This is a genomic window from Streptomyces sp. NPDC050988 (assembly GCF_044456225.1).
In the GTDB taxonomy this organism is placed as follows: Bacteria; Actinomycetota; Actinomycetes; order Streptomycetales; family Streptomycetaceae; genus Streptomyces.
In genome coordinates, this window is sequence record NZ_JBITFQ010000003.1 from 21,360 (window position 1) to 39,549 (window position 18,190).

The window sequence follows — 18,190 nt, forward strand, 5'->3', positions numbered from 1 at the left end:
CCTATCCCTCCGGCCGGGGGCGGCCGTCCTCGGCTCAGAGCCAGCCGTTGCGCCTGAAGCCCCGGTGGATGACAAGGCAGAGGGTCACGATGACGCCGAGGACCAGGGGGTAGCCGTACGTCCAGCGCAGTTCGGGCATGTGGTCGAAGTTCATGCCGTAGAGACCGCAGATCATGGTGGGGACGGCGACGATCGCGGCCCAGGCCGTGATCTTGCGCATGTCCTCGTTCTGGGCGACCGTGACCTGCGCGAGGTGGGCCTGGAGGATCGAGTCGAGCAGCCCGTCGAAGGCATTGATCTGCTCGGTGACGCGGGCGAGATGGTCGGCGACGTCGCGGAAGTACGGCTGGATGTCCCGGGAGAGGGCCGCTGGCGGCTCGTGGGCGAGGATCTGCAGGGGGCGGGCCAACGGGACGACGGCCCGTTTGAGCTCCAGGAGTTCCCGCTTGAGCTGGTAGATCTGGCCGGCGTCGCCGCGTGCGGTGTGCTCGGCGAAGACGGCGGTCTCGACAGCCTCTATGTCGTTCTGTACGGCGTCCGTGACTTCCAGGTAGTCGTCGACCACATGGTCCGCGATGGCGTGCAGGACGGCGGAGGGCCCCTTCACGAGCTGCTCAGGCAGGCTCTCCAGGGCTTCGCGGAGCGGGCCGAGGGAGCCGTGGCTGCCATGCCGGATGGTGATCACGAAGTCGCGGCCGATGAAGACCATCAGCTCGCCGGTGTCCACCACCTCGCTCGTCGCGGTGAGCTGCTCGTGCTCGACATAGCGCACGGTCTTGAAGACGGCGAACAGCGTCTCGTCGTACCGCTCCACCTTCGGCCGCTGATGGGCGTGCACGGCGTCCTCGACGGCCAGCGGATGGAGGCCGAAGAGCTTGGCGAGGCCCGCGAACTCCTCGTCCGTGGGCTCGTGCAGTCCGATCCAGACGAAGCCGCCCCTGCCCTTGCGGGCCCGCCGGATGGCCTCGGCCGGTGCCCAGTCGCCGGGCTGCCGTCCACCCTCGCGGTAGACCACGCAGTTCACCACCGCGCTGCCGAGCGGGGAACGGGCGGGATGGCTGAGGTCCACGGTGCGGCGGTAGGCGCGGCGCACCGCTCTGCTCAGGTTGCTGATCATGGGCACGGGGCGGTCTCCTTCGGTGACCGGGTCAGTGTGCCACCGAATTCCGTTCGCTCCGCGTATGGGTCACCGGGCCGCTGACCGGGCAGAACACCTCCGGGCGGGGACAGGCCGTCACCCGCCCGGAGGTGGGTCCTCGCCTACAGGCCGACGTCCCTGCTGCGGATGTCCTCCAGCGACTCTCGGCGGACGAGGAGCCGGGCGTGACCGCGGTCGACGGCGACCACGGGCGGGCGTCCGACCAGGTTGTAGCCCGAGGCCATGGAGAGGTGGTACGCACCGGCCACCGGCGCGGCCAGCAGGTCCCCCGGGTGTACGTCACCGGGCAGCCGCACGTCCGAGGCGAGGATGTCGCCCGCCTCGCAGTGCCGGCCGACCACCGTGACCGGGGCAGGCTCCGCGGTGGAGTGGCGTCCGATCAGCCGGGGCGCGTACCGCACTCCGTAGAGCGCGGGGCGCGGGTTGTCGCTCATCCCGCCGTCCACGGCCACGAAGGTGTGGTCGGCGGTCCGCTTCACCGCGAGCACGTGATAGAGCGCGAGGCCCGCCGGTCCGGCGATGGCGCGCCCGGGCTCGATCAGCAGCCGCGGCACTGGCAGCCCGGCGTCCGCGCACCTCTCGACAAGTCCGGCGCGCACCTTGCGGGCCAGCGTGGTGAGGTCGAGTGCCTCCTCCCCCGGCCACCGGCGCGCTTCATGACGGGATGCTGACGGAGAACCGCCACGGACTGACGGGACGCTGACGCGAGGACCGCCGTGGACTGAAGGGGCGCTGACGCGAAGAGCCCCGGAGCCAGGCCCTCGTCCCTGCTCCACGGGCCGGCCGGCGCCGGTGGCGGCCGCGACGGCGGATACGCGGATACAGCGAGGTCCCGCCGACCGTCGGTCGGCGGGACCTGGGACGGGCCTCCGGGCCCGGTTTCCCGCGGGTGGCCGGCTCAGGCCTGTGTCTCGCTGATGTTGACCATCCAGGGGATGCCGAACCGGTCCGTACACATGCCGAACACGTCGCCCCACATCTGCTTCTCGAGGGGGACGGCCACCGTGCCGTCGGCGGACAGCTTCTCCCAGTAGCCACGCAGTTCGGCTTCGTCATCACCGCTGAGGCTCACCGAGAAGTTGCCGCCCGGGGTGTACTTCATGCCCGGCGGGGTGTCGGCGCCCATCAGCGTGAACCCGCTCGGGGTCTCCAGCATGCCGTGCATGATCTTGTCCGCGTGGGGGCTGTCCGCCATACCGGACTCCCCGAAGGTGTTGAGCGCCAGTGTGCCGCCGAGGACCTCCTTGTAGAACTCCAACGCCTGCCGGGCGTCGCCGTCGAAGCTGATGTACGGATTGAGGCGCGAGGCCATGAAAACCTCCCAGATCGGGCCAAACAATCAGATCTGCGCAGACTAGCGCGGCCCACTGACAACGGCCCGTCGTGGCTGATGGGCTCGTACGAAGGACAGGTGAACCGTCGGGGGTCCCGCCGCGCAGGGCGCTCCCGGCCAGGGGGCCGCCGGGGCGATCGACAGGCACGGTCCCGGCCCGGCTCTTACGCCATCCGTAGCGATCTCACCGAACCTGACGCCGTCCTGACGCCCTGCCGGGCAGGGCTCATCGGCTTCGGACCGCTCCCGCGCTTACGCTCGCGCCGTGTTCAACGTGACGGGTCTGCTGAAACGCCTGCTGATCGGCCGGGCCAGGCGCAGTGAAGAGCTCCAGGGGACGCTGCTGCCCAAACGGCTCGCCCTGCCGATCTTCGCCTCCGACCCGCTGTCGTCGGTGGCGTACGCGACGCAGGAGATCCTCCTCGTGCTCACCCTCGGCGGGCTGGCGTATCTGCACTTCACGCCGTGGATCGCGGTGGCGGTCGTGTCGCTGATGACAGTGGTGGTGCTCTCGTACCGCCAGGTGGTGTACGCCTACCCGAGCGGCGGTGGGTCGTACGAGGTGGTCTCCACGAATCTCGGCCCGTCGGCCGGTCTGGTGGTGGCGGCCTCGCTGCTCGTCGACTACGTGATGACGGTGGCCGTCTCCGTCGCCTCGGGGGTCGACAACATCATCTCGGCGATCCCCCAACTGGCCGACTACCGCGTCCCGTTGGCGCTGGCCTTCGTGGCGGTCCTGACCGCCATGAACCTGCGCGGCACCCGGGAGTCCGGGAACGCCTTCGCGGCGCCGACGTACCTGTTCATCGGCGGCGTACTGATCATGGTCGGGACCGGTCTGGTCCGCTATCTGCTCGGTGACGCGCCGGTCGCCGAGAGCGCGAAGTACGGCGTGACACCGGAGCCCGCGGACGCGAACCTCGCCGGGCTCGCGCTGCTGATGCTGGTCCTGCGCGCGTTCTCGTCCGGCTGTACGGCGCTGACGGGTGTGGAGGCGATCTCCAACGGCGTACCGGCGTTCCGCAAGCCCAAGTCGCAGAACGCGGCGGCGACGATGGTGGCGATGGGGGCCATCGCCGTCGTCATGTTCGTCGGTGTCACCACGCTCGCGATCGTCTCCAAGGTGCACATCACCGACGACTCCTGCCGGCTCACCGGCCTGGACGGCGACTGCGACGACCACACGCAGCGCACGGTCATCGCACAGATCGCGGCCGCCGTGTTCGGCGGCGAGAACAGTGTCGGCTTCTACTTCATCCAGGCGGCCACCGCGCTGGTGCTGGTCCTCGCCGCGAACACCGCGTTCAACGGCTTCCCGCTGCTCTCCTCGATCCTCGCCCAGCACCGCTATCTGCCGCGTCAGCTGCACAACCGCGGCGACCGGCTCGCCTTCTCCAACGGGATCCTGGCGCTCGCGGTCGTCGCCGGTCTGCTGCTGTGGGGCTTCCGGGCGAACGTCACGAACCTCATCCACCTCTACATCCTGGGCGTGTTCACCTCGTTCACGCTGTCGCAGACGGGCATGGTCCGGCACTGGAACGGCGAGCTGCGGGCCACGACCGACCCGGCGCCGCGCCGACGGCACCACTCGGCGCGCGTGATCAACGCGCTGGGCGCTGTGGTGACCGGCCTCGTCCTGGTGATCGTGCTCGCCACGAAGTTCCTGGAGGGCGCGTGGCTGGCGGTGCTCGCCGCGATCGTGCTGTGGGTGATGATGCGGGGCATCCGCCGGCACTACGACGCCACCTCCGCGGAGCTCGCCGTGACGGACCCGCGCGAGGAACTCGTCCCGCCCTCAAGGGTGTTGGGCATCGTGCTCGTCTCGACACTGCACAAACCGACCCTGCGGGCACTGTCCTACGCGCGTGCCCTGCGGCCCGACCGGCTGGAGGCGCTGACGGTGTCGGTGGACCGCGACGAGGCCCTCGCGCTGCGGGAGCGCTGGGAGGAGTACGGCATCGACGTACCCCTCAAGGTCATCGACTCGCCCTATCGCGAGGTGACCCGGCCGGTGGTCGAGTATGTGCGCTCGCTGCGGCGCGAGAGCCCGCGGGACGTCGTGGCGGTGTTCATCCCCGAGTACGTCGTCGGTCACTGGTGGGAGAACCTGCTGCACAACCAGTCCGCCCTCTGGCTGAAGAGCCGTCTGCTGTTCACGCCCGGTGTGATGGTCACCAGCGTCCCCTGGCAGCTGAGCTCCTCGGCACACGCCGACCGTCCCACCGCCCGGGCACCGGGCTCGGTCCGCCGCGGTGAGCCCGCCTACACGAAGGCGCGCGAGGACAACGACCTGAGCAGGCACTGACCGGCATCTCCCGCACCGGCATCTCCCGCGCCGGCATCCTCCGCACCGGCACCTCCCGCACCGGCGTCCCCCGCACCGGCGAAAGAAGAACTGCGAACGGTGACGGGTGGTTGCATTCCGGACGGACGCCGTACGACACGCGTCAATTTCGTCGGCCGGAGAGTCAGCGAAGCATCAAGTCGCTCCCACGGCGTGACACGCGTGCCTACCGTCGCCGCCATGTCTCGACGTATCGAGGGGCCCGCGTCCGGTCGTTTCCCCGATGTGCCGGCGTACGACGACGGCACCTGGGTCCATGACCGCGCGTGGGCGGGCGAGGCGCGCTCGGCCGTGGGCTGTGCCGCGCTGATGCTGGGGCTGTTGCTGGTGTTCGACGCGGGTTCGGAACGCCTCACGGCGTTGCGCTTCCTGCTGTGGGCGACGCTGGCCTTCGTCCTGTTCGCCGTGCTGCTGCCCGCCCGCGTGTCCGCGTGCGAGGGCGAGTTCGTGTGCCAGGGCCTGTTCGGGCACCGGTCCGTGTGCACGGACCGGCTCGTCGCGGTGTGCCGCTCGGACGGAGTGGCCCAACGACTCGTCCTGCGCGACGAGTTCGGCGGACGCGTCGAGTTCGATCCCCGGATCCTGGTCGCCAACCCCGCGCTGTGGCGGCTCCTGGACGAGGGCGCGCGGGCCTCGGCGGCGGGCGGCTCACTCGTCTGCGGTACGACGGAACTGCGGCGCCTGTCGGAACGGCTCGACCGGGAGACGGCACGGACGGTGTTCCGGATCTCCGGGCTTGAGTAGCCCCTACGGGCACCCCGGCCGGCCGTGGCTACTCCACACTCCCCGGCTTCGTCGCCACCACCATCCGGCAGCGGGGGCTGCCGTCACTCCTGCGCCCGAACTCGGGGAGGGCGTACAGCTCCACCGAGAAACCGGCGCGGACGAGTTCCCGTCGTACGTCGTCGAGGCGGAAATCCCGGTAGTACATGACGAACGGTGGACGCCACACGGCGTTCCGTACGCGCATCGCCGCGTCGAAGCCGAGCAGGGCCCAGTAGCCGCGTGAGCCGGGGCGGGCGGGGGCGCCGATCGGGAAGGCGAACCGTCCGCCAGGCCGGAGCACCGAGTGGACCTGCGCGAACAGCCCCGGCATTTCCCTGGGCAGGAAGTGCCCGAACGCCCCGAAGCTGACCACCAGGTCGAAGGCCGGCCCGAACGGGAGGGCGCGGGCGTCACCGCGTACCCAGGCGGCCGGCGGCCCGCCGGGATGTGCCGCCCTTTCCCGGGCCACGGCGAGCATGCCACTGCTGATGTCGACGCCGGTGACCTGCTCCCGGCACACCGACCGCAGCACGTCCATGCCCGCGCCGGTGCCGCAGCACAGGTCGAGTCCGCGCTGGAACGGGCCGATCCTCCTGAGTGCCCGCGCGACGGACCGCAGTACCGAGTCCGGCGTACGGAAGGGGGTGTGGTCGAACTTCGGTGCGAGGAGGTCGTAGCCGTGCTCGACGGACGACAGCGCCTGTACGGCGAGTTCGCGGAACGTGGGGCCTTGCGGGGTGAACATGGCTGCTCAGCGTAGGCGTTCCACTGGGGTGCGGTTGGTCGTCTGCGGGTTCGTTGTGGCTTGTCGCGCAGTTCCCCGCGCCCCTTCGGGGCGCTGCCCACTTTCCCGGGGTTCGGTCGCGCTGTCACCCTCCACCTATGAACTCCTTCCGTCCCGCACCCGCCTGGCTGGCCGATGCCGTGTTCTACCAGATCTATCCGCAGTCGTTCGCGGACTCGAACGGCGACGGGATCGGTGACTTCGACGGCATCGCCGAGCGCCTCGACCATCTGGCCTGGCTGGGGGTGAACACGGTCTGGCTGAACCCGTGCTTCGTCTCGCCGTTCGGTGACGCGGGGTACGACGTCGCCGACTATCTGAACGTGGCTCCGCGCTACGGATCCAACGACGACCTGGCGAAGCTCGTCGACCGGGCGGGCCGCCGCGGCATCCGCGTACTCCTCGATCTGGTCGCCGGGCACACCTCCGCCGAGCACCCGTGGTTCAGGGCCTCGGCGAACGATCCCGACGACCATCGCTACATCTGGGCGCCGGAGGGCCGGTCGGGGGTCACGCCGGACGGTTTCGTGGCCTCGCCGGGCAGTCGGCCGGGCGCGTATCTGCCGAATTTCTTCGACTTCCAGCCTGCTCTCAACTTCGGTTACGCACGCGAGAGTTCGGCCGAGCCGTGGCGGCAGCCGGTGGACGCGGAAGGTCCGCGCGCCAACCGTGAGGCACTGCGCACGATCATGGACCACTGGCTGAGCCTCGGCCTCTCGGGCTTCCGCGTCGACATGGCCGCCTCGCTCGTCAAGGACGACCCGGACAAGGCCGGGACGAGCAGGATCTGGGCGGAGCTGCGCCACTGGCTGGACCGTACGCACCCGGACGCGGTGCTGCTCTCGGAGTGGGGCGAGCCCGAGGTGTCGGTCCCGGCGGGGTTCCACACGGACTTCTTCCTGCACTTCGGCGGCCCCACCGACGGCCTGGCGCTGCGCTCGCTGTGGAGCAACGGCACCGGCACCGTCAATGAGACCTGGGACCCGCTCGACTGCTTCTTCGACCCGAGCGGCCAGGGCTCGCCCCGCCCGTTCGTCGAGGCCTGGCAGCGGGCTTCGTCAGCCCTGGGTGACAGCGGCTTCATCTCCCTGCCCACCGCCAACCACGACTTCTCGCGCCTCAACTGCGGCCCCCGCACGGCCGAACAGCTCCCCGCGGCCTTCGCCTTCCAGCTCACCTGGCCCACGCTCCCCGCCATCTACTACGGCGACGAGATCGGTATGCGCTACATCCCGGACCTCCCCGACACCGAGGGCAGCGTGCTCGGCCCGCGTTACAACCGGGCGGGTTCCCGCACCCCCATGCAGTGGGACGACGGCCCCAACGCGGGCTTCTCGACGTCCGACCACCCCTATCTCCCGGTCGATCCCGCCCCCGACCGCCCCACGGTCGCCACCCAGCGCGCCGACGACACATCCCTCCTCCATCTCGTACGCCGTCTCATCGCTCTCCGCACGACGACCCCGGAACTCGGGGCGGGCGGCTCGGTGGAGGTCCTGCACGCCGGCTACCCGTTCGTGTACGTACGCGGCGGACGGTATCTCGTGGTCGTCAACCCCCAGCAGAGGCAGGCGAGTTACCGTCTCGACGGCATCCGGCCCGGCCGAGCCCTGGAGGCATCCGGTGTCGGGACCGACGGTGACACCGTCACGGCTCAGGGCTTCGGGTTCGGGATCTTCGACGTGCGCGGGTAGTCCGGCCCCTGTCCGGCAGGACTGCGCCCGGCAGGCCGTCGCATCCGGCCGAGGAGGACGACTGCGACGGCCGTCCCGGCCACCGCGAGGACGACACACGCGACGAACGCGGCCCGGTAGCCCGTCGTGAGGGCGGCGAGCCGGTCCGCCCCGCTCGTGTACGACACCGCGACCGAGGAGACGACGGCGACGCCGAAGGCACCCCCGATCTGGAAGGCCGCGGTGTTGATCCCGGAGGCCACCCCCGACTCCCGCTCCCCCACTCCGGTCAGCGCGGCGATGGAACCGGCGACCGCGCAGGCACCGAGCCCCGGCCCGAAGACCAGCAGCCCGGGGAACAGGTCGCGCACGAACCCGCCGTCCACCGGCACCCCGGCCAGCAGCAGGCTGCCCACGCCGACCAGCGTGAGGCCGCCGACCGCGACGGGACGCGGGCCGACACGGGTGACCAGGGCCTGTCCGGCGTACGAGCCGATCACGGCCGTCACCGGCATCACGACGTTGTAGAGGCCGAAGCGCAAGGGCGAGGAGACGAGAACGCCCTGCCCGTACTGGGAGAGCGTGTACGACATCCCGAAGGCGCTGCCGCCGAGCAGGAACACCACGAGGTTGCCGCCGCTCACCCCACGGGAGCGCAGCAGTCGCAACGGTACGAGAGGCGCCTTCGACCGGGCCTCGACACGCACGAAGAGCAGCGCCAGTACGGCGGAGGCGACCAGCAGGCCCAGCGTCTGCGCCGACAGCCATCCGGCCCGGGGCGCCTCGACGACGGCGTAGACACAGGCGAGGAGCGCGGCCGTGACGGCCAGGGCGCCCGCGGGATCGTACGAGCGGGTCCGGGCCTCGGTGCGGCTCTCACGCAGCAGTACCGGGCTCAGGGCGAGCAGCGCCAGCGCCACAGGCACGTTCAGGAAGAACACCCACTCCCAGCCGAGGACGTCGGTGAGCGGGCCGCCGATCAGCAGCGCCGCCGTGGCGCCGAAGCCGCCGCTGCCGGACCAGAGGGCGAGGGCCTTGTTGCGCTCGGCGCCCTCTTCGAAGGTGTTCAGGAGGATGGAGAGCGCGGTGGGTGCCATGACGGCGGCCGACACGCCCTGCACGGCGCGGGCGGCCACCAGCACGACGGCCGTCCAGGCGAACCCGCAGAGCAGCGAGGCCAGCGCGAAGAGCAGGGTGCCGGTCATGAAGACGCGGCGGCGGCCCAGCAGATCGGCGATCCGTCCGCCGAGGAGCAGGAGCCCGCCGAAGCTGAGCAGATAGGCGCTCATCACCCACTGGGCGCCGCCCGCGGTGAACCCGAGTCCCTCGGCGATGGACGGCAGCGCGAGGACGACGATCTGTGCGTCGAGGATGACCATGAACCCGGCCACGCAGAGCAGGGCGAGGGCACGCCAGCGGCGCGGATCGGGGGCGGGGCCGGGGCCGGGGCCGGGGGTCGTGCCGGTCCGGATTTCCGGTGTCGTGGTGGCCATGGCTCAGCTCCCCAGCCGCAGGCCCGCGAGCCAGACGTCCGGGCCGTCGTCGGGGCCGCTGTCGGGGCCGCCGCCCGGGCTGTGGCCGGCCGAGGGTCGCGCCACGTGGGACACGGGCCGTCGGCGGCGCGGCGACAGCAGCGCGAGGAGCTTGTCGGTGCGCCGGATGGGGGCGGTGGGGGTGGTGGGGGCGATAGGGGTGGTGGGGACGGTCTCGGTCATCGGAGCCTCCGGTGTCGTCGGGTGCTTTCGCCCCACCGACGAACCGTTCCTACGCCGATCGACACTCCGCGAACCGCTTTTCCAGAAACCGCCGCTCGGCGTCGTTCTCCACCAGCTGCAGCGCCTTCTCGTACGCCTCGGCCGCTTCCCCCATACGTCCCGAGCGCCGAAGGAGGTCCGCCCGGGTGGCGGGCAGCAGGTGGTATCCCGCCAGGTCGCCCGCCTTCTCCAGCTCCGCCACGAGCGCCAGACCGGCCTCGGGGCTCTCGGACATGCCGACGGCCACCGCGCGGTTCAGCTTGACCACGTCGGACGGCACGTGGCGTGCCAACTCCCCGTACAGCGCGGCGATGTCGGCCCAGTCCGTCTCGTCGGCGGTGGGCGCGGTGACATGGCAGGCGGCGATGGCGGCCTGGATCTGGTAGGGCCCCGGCCGCCCGCGGCGCAGCGCCGTCTCCAGCAGGGCGGCGCCCTCGTCGGCCTCCGCCCGGTCCCAGGCCGTACGGTCCTGGTCCTCCAGGGTGACCAGGTCACCGGCCGCGTCCACGCGGGTGTTCCGCCGGGCGTCGTGCAGCAGGAGGAGTGCGAGCAGGCCGAGGACCTCGGGCTCGTCGGGCATGAGCCGGGCCAGTACCCGGGCGAGCCGGACGGCCTCCGCGCAGAGGTTCGTCCGCAGGAGATCGGCGCCGGACGTGGCCGCGTACCCCTCGTTGAACAGCAGGTACACGACGCCCAGGACGCCGGTCGTCCGCTCGGGCAGCAGATGCGCGGGCGGTACGCGGTACGGGATCCCGGCGTTGCGGATCTTCCGTTTGGCGCGCACGAGGCGTTGCGCCATCGTCGCCTCGGGGACGAGGAAGGCGCGGGCGATCTCGGGCGTGGTGAGGCCCGCGAGGGTGCGCAGGGTCAGGGCGACCCGGGCCTCGATGGGCAGCGCGGGATGGCAGCAGGTGAAGAGCAGCCGCAGTCGGTCGTCCGTGACCCCGCTGTCGTCGTCGAAGTCCGGGTCGTGCGGGTCGAACGGTCCCCCGTCCCGTGCCAGCACCGCCACCTCCCGCAGTTTCGCCGCGCCCACCGCCTCCCGGCGCAGCACGTCCATGGCGCGGTTGCGCGCGGTCGTGGTCAGCCAGGCGCCGGGGCGACGCGGTACTCCGTCACGCCGCCACCGGTCGAGGGCCTGGGCGAAGGCGTCCTGCGCGCACTCCTCGGCGAGGTCCCAGTCGCCGGTCACCCTGATCAGGGTGGCGACGACCTGGCCCCACTCCTCGCGGAAGGCGGCGGCGACGGCCTCCTCGACGCCGTCCGCGCCTTCGATGCCGTCCGCGCCTTCGTTCTCGTTCACTCCCAGACCGGCCGCACCTCCACCGAACCGCCGCCGAGCGCGGCGGGATGCCTGGACGCCAGCGCGATGGCCTCGTCGAGGTCCGCGACCTCGATGATGTCGAAGCCGGCGACATACTCCTTGGACTCCACGAACGGCCCGTCGCTGAGCAGGACTTCGTCGCCCTGGACGCGCACGGTGGTGGCGTCGGTGGCCGGCCGCAGCCTCGCGCCGCCCTTCACCACACCGCTGGTGCGCACCTCGTCGATGTACGAGGTGAAGCGGGGATCGTCGGCGATCTCCTCGGGGCTGAGCTCCTCGCCGCCGACGGGGGTGCAGATGAACATCACGTACTTCATGACCGGCCCTCCTGAATTCCCTCGGTTTCTGGTCCCTGCACCCCACCGACGAAGGGACCGGCGCCGGATCGACACATTCCCATGATTATTCGGGCGACACGAAGCTGTCACCGTCACAGGAAGGCGGTGCCCGGGTCGACTCCCGACAGGACGCGGCCGTAGATCTCCAGGTTGGTGGCCGGGTTGACGAAGGAGTGCAGGGACAGGGCGTTGATGTCGCGGGCGATGCGCTGCATCGGCACCTCCCGCTGGAGCGAGGAGGCGCCGGCGGCGGAGGCGAGCAGATCAACGGCCTCCTTGCAGAGGCGGGTCAGATAGCCGCTCTCGGCACGGATCCTGGCCCGCTCCACGAGGGTGTATGGGGAGCCGTCGCGCGCCTTGGTCTCGATCTCGGCGGTCAGCCGGGCGGCCACCAGCTCGGCGCTGGAGATCTTCATCTCGGCCTCGGCCGCCTGGAGATGGGTGACGGTGGCCTCGTTCTGCCGCTCGTGGAAGGTGTACGTGATGCCGCGCCGATGGATGCGCTCGCCGAACTCCGTCATCGCCGCCCGGGCCAGGCCCAGTGCCACCGGCGCGGCCCAGGCGCAGAACAGCAGCAGCACGGGCATGCGGTAGAAGGGGTCGTCCGCGTTGGCCTTGGACGGGATCTGCCCGGCGAGCATGGGACCGACCGGAAGCACGCGATGTGCGGGCACGGGAATGTTCCGGGCCCCGACGGTGTTGCTGCCAGTACCGGCGAGACCTGTGACATGCCAGTCGTCCAGGATCTCCAGCTCGGACATCGGCACCGCGGCCCAGACCATCTCGGGCGGCCCGTCCGGCGGCGAACCGTCGACGGGCGTGACCGCCGCCGTCAGCAGATGCCAGTCCGCGTGATGACAGCCGGTCGCGAAGGCCGAGGCGCCGTCCACCCGATAGCCCCCGTCGTACGGCACCGCCGTGGCGCCGGGGACGAGCGTGCCGCCGATCCTCGCGTCGGGCCCGCTCGGACCGGTGAAGAAGTCGTCCTGCGCCTCGTCGGGAAAGAGCGCCGCGATGTACGAGACCCCCGCCTGACTCAGTGTCACCCACGCTGTGGAGCCGCATTCGACGGCGATCTCGGCGAAGGCGTCGACCTGCGTGCGCAGCGGGGTCTGGTAACCGCCGTAGCGGCGCGGGACGTTCATCCGGTGGATGCCCGTGCCGGTCAGCGCGGCGACGACCTCGTCGGGCACGCGCCGTTCCCGCTCGGCCCGAAGCGCGTTCTCCCGGATCAACGGCCGCAGTTCCCTTACGCGTTCGACGATCCCGGCATCGGCCATGCCGACCACCGTGACGCGAGGCATCTCCCCTGTCAACGCCATGGGATCCGGCCGTCCGGCCCTCCCCGGAGGGAGTAGTGCTACAGTGCTATCAGCACTTGTGTACGCCCCTTTCTCGGGCGCCGGTGCCGAAGTACCTCTCATCCAGCTGAACCGCCCGTCCCTTCCGACCGGCGAAGCAGCTTCTCCGCACCACCTCTCCTCGTACGGGCACAACGCGTGCGAGTCGTGCGACTCCTACGGCGTGTCCGGCCACGGGTCTTCCCGTCCGCCGTACGCGGCGCGGCACGAGAGGTGATGTCTCCGCCGAGCCGGGGTGTGTCCATACCGCCCCCGATCCGGCCTCTCCCCCATCCCTCATGACCACATGAACCGTCCGCGAAAGGACACCCACCATGACCACCACACTCGAACGCCCGCCCACTCCCGTCACACAGGAGCAGGCCACCGGCGTACTCGACATCACCTCGAACGGGCAGGGCCACCTGCGCGCCCAGAGCCTGCTTCCCGGGCCCTCCGACCTTCAGGTCTCCGCCGCACTGATCCGCCGACACGGACTGCGCAAGGGGGACCTCGTCGAAGGCGTACGCGGAAGGCAGCGGGCCCTCACCGAGATCCAGCGGGTCAACGGCCGCCCGGCGGAAGAACTCCGCGGCCGCCCGCACTTCCATGACCTGACCCCGCTGCACCCGCGTGAGCGGCTGCGGCTCGAACACCCGGCGGGCGGTGCGACCACCCGCCTCATCGACCTGGTCGCGCCGATCGGCAAGGGCCAGCGCGGCCTGATCGTCGCCCCGCCCAAGACCGGCAAGACCGTGCTGCTCCAGCAGCTGGCCGCCGCCGTCGCCGGCAACCACCCCGAGGCCCATCTGATGGTGGTACTCCTCGACGAGCGGCCCGAGGAGGTCACCGACATGCGCCGTTCCGTACGGGGTGAGGTGCTCGCCTCCACCTTCGACCAGGCTCCGAAGCAGCACATCGCGCTCGCCGAGCTGGCCGTGGAGCGCGCCAAGCGGCTGGTCGAGGCCGGCCAGGACGTCGTGATCCTCCTCGACTCGCTGACCCGGCTGTGCCGGGCGCACAACAACGCCGCCACCACCAGTGGCCGCACCCTCAGCGGCGGTGTCGACGCGGCAGCGCTGCACGGGCCCAAGCGGTTCTTCGGAGCCGCGCGCCTCACCGAGGAGGCCGGCTCGCTCACGATCATCGCCACCGCCCTCGTGGAGACCGGCTCCCGCGCCGACGACTACTACTTCGAGGAGCTCAAGAGCACCGGCAACATGGAGCTCCGCCTGGACCGCGGCCTCGCGTCCCGACGGATCTTCCCCGCCGTCGACATCACCCCGTCCGGCACCCGCCGCGAGGAACTCCTCGTCCCGGCAGCCGAGTTGGGGGCCGTACGCGGTCTGCGACGTGCCCTGCTCTCCCGCGGGGACCCGCAGGCCGGCCTTGAGACGCTCCTGGACAAGCTGCGCCGGACCCCGGACAACGCGACGTTCCTGCGGCAGGTCCAGCCGACCGTGCCCACGGGCCAGTAGACATGGACCTCGCGGGCCCGCCCAGGACCGGGCAGGTCCGGGGACGCTGCGGCATCCGGGTGCTCGATGCCGCCTCCCGGCCCGGGCAGCCGGGGATGTGACCTGCGCGTTCCTAGGTTGGCAGTATGACAATCGGACTTCCTTCGCGTGCGGCCGTCTGCTGCTCCGCCGCCTGTGTGGTGGGCGCGCTGGCCTTCGCGCCGAAAACGGCCGCCGCCCACGACGGAGCCGCCCCGGCCACTCCCCACGTCTCCGCGTCGAAACCCGCCACCGCGCGACCCTCGACACTGGACCGGCCCGGGACCCAGGTACGGCCCCGGGCCGGGGCGCCCAGGGTGCCGCAGGACGTCTCGGCGCGGTCGTGGGTGGTGGCCGACGCCGGCACCGGCGAAGTACTCGCGGCGCACAACGCCCATCTCAAGCTGCCGCCCGCCAGCACGTTGAAGACCCTCTTCGCGCTGACCGTGCTGCCGGTACTGCCCGCGGCGGTCCGGCACACCGTCACGGAAGGGGAACTGGCGGGCGTCGGCGCCGGCAGCAGCCGGGTCGGAATCGCCGCGGGGCGTACCTACAGCGCCGCCGACCTGTGGCGGGGCGTCTTCCTGAACTCCGGCAACGACGCCGTGCACGTACTGGCCGAGATGAACGGCGGCTGGCGCAGTACGGCCGCCCAGATGCAGGCCAAGGCACAGGCCCTGGGCGCCCGCGACACGCGGGTCGTCTCGCCCGACGGGTACGACACGCCGGGCCAGGTGTCGTCCGCGTACGACCTGGCCGTCTTCGGGCGGGCCGGGCTGCGCAACGCGGACTTCGCGCGGTACGCGGCCACCGTCCGCGCCAAGTTCCCGGCCGACGGCTGGTCGTTCGAGATCCAGAACACCAACCGGCTGCTCACCGGCGCCGACGGAGTCGCGCCCTACAAGGGGCTGGTCGGCGTCAAGAACGGCTACACCTCCCAGGCGGGCAACACGCTCGTCGCCGCCGCGCGCCGGGGCGGGCGCACCCTCGTCGTCACGGTGATGGACCCTCAGGCGGGCGGCGGATTCACCGTGTACGAGGAGGCGCGCTCGCTGCTCGACTGGGGATTCGGGGCCGCCGGGCGTGTCGAACCGGTGGGCTCACTCCTGCCGCCGCGCCGCGTGTCCACGGCGGGCCCGACGGCAGTGCCCGCGGCCATGACGGGCGAGGCCGGCTCGGTCGGCTGGCTGGCGGAGGCGGGAACCCTCGCGGGCGCCGCCGGACTGGGCGCGGGTGCCGTGTCGCTCGTCCTGCGCCTCCACGGCGGGCGGTTCACTCGTGCCTGACCGACGGGCAGCCCGAGGAGCAGGCCGAGGGTGATCCACACATAGGTGTTGCTGCCCACGAAGCCGTCGATGCCGGACGCGTCGTCGAACCACAGCCACACCACACTGCTGCACAGCAGGGCGTACAGACCTCCCGCGATCCACAGCAGCCGCCTGCGCCTCAGCCCCTCCCCGAACAGGATCGCGAGCGACGGCAGCAGCCACACGAGGTGATGCACCCAGGTGATCGGGCTGAGGAGACAGGCGGCGAGTCCGGTGAGGGCGAAGGCGCCGAGGAGGTCGTCCGCGGCCAGTGCCCGGCGCGCGCGCCACACCCACACGCCGAGCACGGCCAGCGCCGCCAGCGCCCAGGCGGCGCGGCTCGGTTCGGCGGGGTCGGCGAGCCGGGCCAGTACGCCCTGCAGCGACTGGTTGGAGACGTAGTCGAGGCGGCCGATGCGGGTGGTGTCCCAGACCGCCTCGGTCCAGTAGAAGCGGGAGGCGTCGGGCATGACCCAGGCCGCGAGCGCGGTGGCGGCCGCGGCGACGCACACCGCGGTCCCGGCGGCTCGCCGACGTCCGGCGAGCAGCAGCAGGACGATGAAGATCGCGGGCGTCAGCTTGATCGCGGCGGCGAGCCCGATCCCGACACCGGCCCAGCGCGCACGGCCCGTCGACAGCAGCCAGGCGTCGCCGAGGACGAGAGCCAGGAGCACGAGGTTGACCTGGCCGAAGCTGAAGGTGTCGCGGACCGGTTCGAGCAGGGCGAGCAGACAGACCGTGACGGCGAGCCCGAACCAGCCGTGCCGGCGCAGCCTCTCCCCCGCCAGGACATGCAGGACGAAGGCCGTCGCGGCGAGGTTGAGCAACAGGCCCACGGCGATCGCGGCGTGCAGTGCGAGCAGCGCCATCGGCAGCATGCTGACCGCGGCGAACGGCGGATACGTGAATCCGTACTCCGTGCCCGGCACCCGGTAGTCGTAGACACTGCCGCCGTGATGGATCCAGGCGTCCACTGCCCCGTGGTAGACCCGCAGGTCGAACCAGTCCCTCAGAAGCGGCACGGTCGCGGTGAAGACGGCCACGGCGGTCGCGAGGGCGAGCACGAAGAGCAGCCGCCCGCGATCTGTGCTGGTCAGCCTCATGCGGTCCGCCCCAGAACGGATGCGTTCGTCGTCTGGTGGGCCTGCCAGAGCACGACCAGCGCGAGCATCCCGCCGGACACCGCCAGGGCCAGCTGCTCGGCGTCGGGCGGACCGCCGCTGGGCAGGACCGCGAGGGCGAGCCCCCCGGTCACGGCGGCGACCCGGTGGCGTACGGACGTACTGGGCGCGGCCGCGGCGATGAGGAACAGCCCCCACAGCGCGTACCAGGGGCGGATGGCCGGACCCAGCACGGCCACCGTCGCCAGGCTGAGGCCCAGTGCGTAGACCGGGCTGAGGCGGGGGCTGCACAGCCATATGGCGAGTACGGCGACGGCGGTGGCCACGAGGCCGAGGGCGTGCCAGGCGGGCAGCGCGAAGGGAGCGAGGTCGCTGCCCAGGCCTTGGAGAAGGGCACCGGTGGCACGGCCGAGGACGCTCGTGGGCGACAGGTTCTCCGCCGACACGGGAGTCTTCAGGGCGCCGATCCAGCCGTATCCCGTACCGGCGGCGGCCGTTGCGGCGACGGTGGTGGCCACCGCGGCGGCCGCGGTCGTGGCGACGGCTCGCGCCATGCTGCGGCCGGCCCGCACCTGGAGGGCCACGACGGCCGCGAGGCCGAGCAGGGCAGGGACCTTGACGAGGGCGGCGAGCGTGACGAGCACGGCGCCCAGGACGGGCCACCGGCCGAGTGCCGCCACGAGTCCCGCGCCCAGCAGGCCGAGCATGATGGCGTCGTTGTGCGCTCCGGCGACGAGGTGCAGCAGCACGAGCGGGTTGAGCGCGCCGAGCCACAGCGCGGCGGCCGGATCGGCTCCGCTGTGCCTGGCCAGCCTCGGCAGCGCGGCCGCCATCAGGGCCACGCCGAGCAGCGCCACGACCCGCATCCCGAACAGCCCGGCGGGCACCTCCCCCCGGGTCAGCCCGGACAGCGCGGAGGAGACCGCGAGGAAGACCGGTCCGTACGGTGTCGCGGTCCGCTGCCACACGGGTGCGACCTCGTCCGCGAGCGGTCCGCCGAGTATGGCGGGGCCGTGCGTGTAAACGTCGATATGCGCGTCGACCATCGCGCCCTGGGCGAGATAGCTGTAGACGTCACGGCTGAAGAGAGGTGGCGCGAGGAGCAACGGAGTGGCCCATACGGCGAGTACGACGAGGAGCGCTCGGGGACTCGGTGGCTCGGGACCTCGGATTACCCGACCCAGCAGCGCCCAGGCCGCTATCAGCAGCACCACTCCGAAGTACACGCCGACCAGCCCGAGCGCCGCCCGTCCGGACGCGAGGGCCGGCAACTCCCTTACGGGCAGCGCCCCGGCCGTCTCACCTCCCAGTGCGAGGACGACCGAGCCCGTGAGCCCGAGCAGTTGACAGCGACGCAGATCGACGGAGAAACCCTTGGCCAACACTCAGTCAGCGTGTCAACGCGGGGTGGCCGGAAAGCGACGCCTCTCCCTCTGAGCGGCAGCCGCAGTA

The 18,190-nt window shown here is 71.6% G+C and carries 14 protein-coding genes and 2 pseudogenes; 5 read left to right on the forward strand and 11 right to left on the reverse strand.

All coding sequences use genetic code 11. The features are described from left to right. Positions 1-34: 34 nt before the first annotated feature. The 3 genes and pseudogenes from corA to ACIBEI_RS08300 form a co-directional block, all read right to left on the reverse strand. Entirely contained in the window at positions 35-1,117 is a 1,083-nt protein-coding gene (corA, locus tag ACIBEI_RS08290; protein WP_398886404.1) for a magnesium/cobalt transporter CorA, read from the reverse strand. Positions 1,118-1,260: 143 nt separating this feature from the next. Further along, positions 1,261-1,800 (reverse strand): annotated as a pseudogene (locus ACIBEI_RS08295) (diaminopimelate decarboxylase family protein); the annotation flags it as partial. A gap of 257 nt (positions 1,801-2,057) precedes the next feature. Continuing rightward, on the reverse strand, positions 2,058-2,471 hold the full coding sequence (locus tag ACIBEI_RS08300) for a VOC family protein (protein WP_398886406.1): 414 nt from the start codon (positions 2,469-2,471) through the stop codon (positions 2,058-2,060). A gap of 286 nt (positions 2,472-2,757) precedes the next feature. Between ACIBEI_RS08300 and ACIBEI_RS08305 the strand changes: the two genes are divergently transcribed. Together ACIBEI_RS08305 and ACIBEI_RS08310 are read left to right on the forward strand one after the other, a co-directional pair. Continuing rightward, on the forward strand, positions 2,758-4,797 hold the full coding sequence (locus ACIBEI_RS08305) for an amino acid permease (RefSeq protein WP_398886408.1): 2,040 nt from the start codon (positions 2,758-2,760) through the stop codon (positions 4,795-4,797). Between the two features lie 219 nt (positions 4,798-5,016). Continuing rightward, the gene (locus ACIBEI_RS08310) at positions 5,017-5,580 is read left to right on the forward strand and encodes a hypothetical protein (protein WP_398886410.1); all 564 of its coding nucleotides are present in this window, start codon (positions 5,017-5,019) and stop codon (positions 5,578-5,580) included. Between the two features lie 28 nt (positions 5,581-5,608). Here ACIBEI_RS08310 and ACIBEI_RS08315 read toward each other — a convergent pair whose 3' ends face one another. After that, complete coding sequence (locus ACIBEI_RS08315; RefSeq protein ID WP_398886412.1) at positions 5,609-6,346, reverse strand: class I SAM-dependent methyltransferase; 738 nt, start codon at positions 6,344-6,346, stop codon at positions 5,609-5,611. 137 nt (positions 6,347-6,483) lie between these two features. Here ACIBEI_RS08315 and ACIBEI_RS08320 point away from each other — a divergent pair, with 137 nt between their 5' ends. After that, positions 6,484-8,079, forward strand: a complete 1,596-nt coding sequence (locus ACIBEI_RS08320) for an alpha-amylase family glycosyl hydrolase (protein ID WP_398886414.1) — start codon at positions 6,484-6,486, stop codon at positions 8,077-8,079. On the opposite strand, the gene ACIBEI_RS08325 is transcribed toward ACIBEI_RS08320, so the two are convergent. The 5 genes from ACIBEI_RS08325 to ACIBEI_RS08345 all read right to left on the reverse strand — a co-directional run bounded on the left by ACIBEI_RS08325 (position 8,040) and on the right by ACIBEI_RS08345 (position 12,754). Next, on the reverse strand, positions 8,040-9,551 hold the full coding sequence (locus ACIBEI_RS08325) for an MFS transporter (RefSeq protein ID WP_398886416.1): 1,512 nt from the start codon (positions 9,549-9,551) through the stop codon (positions 8,040-8,042). The genes ACIBEI_RS08320 and ACIBEI_RS08325 overlap by 40 nt on opposite strands. Positions 9,552-9,554: 3 nt before the next feature. Beyond that, a complete protein-coding gene (locus ACIBEI_RS08330; RefSeq protein WP_398886418.1) occupies positions 9,555-9,773 on the reverse strand; it encodes a hypothetical protein in 219 nt (72 codons plus the stop codon). A 49-nt stretch (positions 9,774-9,822) separates the two neighbouring features. Further along, a complete protein-coding gene (locus ACIBEI_RS08335) occupies positions 9,823-11,115 on the reverse strand; it encodes an RNA polymerase sigma factor (protein WP_398886420.1) in 1,293 nt (430 codons plus the stop codon). Then, positions 11,112-11,453, reverse strand: a complete 342-nt coding sequence (locus tag ACIBEI_RS08340; protein WP_055616712.1) for a YciI family protein — start codon at positions 11,451-11,453, stop codon at positions 11,112-11,114. Before ACIBEI_RS08340 ends, ACIBEI_RS08335 begins: the two co-directional genes overlap by 4 nt. 113 nt (positions 11,454-11,566) lie before the next feature. Further along, positions 11,567-12,754, reverse strand: a complete 1,188-nt coding sequence (locus ACIBEI_RS08345; RefSeq protein WP_398886422.1) for a flavin-dependent monooxygenase — start codon at positions 12,752-12,754, stop codon at positions 11,567-11,569. Between the two features lie 395 nt (positions 12,755-13,149). On the opposite strand from ACIBEI_RS08345, the gene rho reads away from it, so the two are divergent. Both rho and ACIBEI_RS08355 read left to right on the forward strand, forming a co-directional pair. Beyond that, complete coding sequence (gene rho / locus ACIBEI_RS08350; protein WP_398886424.1) at positions 13,150-14,292, forward strand: transcription termination factor Rho; 1,143 nt, start codon at positions 13,150-13,152, stop codon at positions 14,290-14,292. Positions 14,293-14,417: 125 nt separating this feature from the next. Beyond that, positions 14,418-15,260: pseudogene (locus tag ACIBEI_RS08355) on the forward strand (D-alanyl-D-alanine carboxypeptidase family protein); the annotation flags it as partial. A gap of 59 nt (positions 15,261-15,319) precedes the next feature. Here ACIBEI_RS08355 and ACIBEI_RS08360 read toward each other — a convergent pair. Both ACIBEI_RS08360 and mptB read right to left on the reverse strand, forming a co-directional pair. Next, the gene (locus ACIBEI_RS08360) at positions 15,320-16,720 is read right to left on the reverse strand and encodes a glycosyltransferase 87 family protein (protein WP_398886426.1); all 1,401 of its coding nucleotides are present in this window, start codon (positions 16,718-16,720) and stop codon (positions 15,320-15,322) included. Next, the gene (gene mptB, locus ACIBEI_RS08365) at positions 16,717-18,123 is read right to left on the reverse strand and encodes a polyprenol phosphomannose-dependent alpha 1,6 mannosyltransferase MptB (protein ID WP_398886428.1); all 1,407 of its coding nucleotides are present in this window, start codon (positions 18,121-18,123) and stop codon (positions 16,717-16,719) included. The genes ACIBEI_RS08360 and mptB overlap by 4 nt, the downstream gene beginning before the upstream one ends. Between the last annotated feature and the right edge of the window lie 67 nt (positions 18,124-18,190).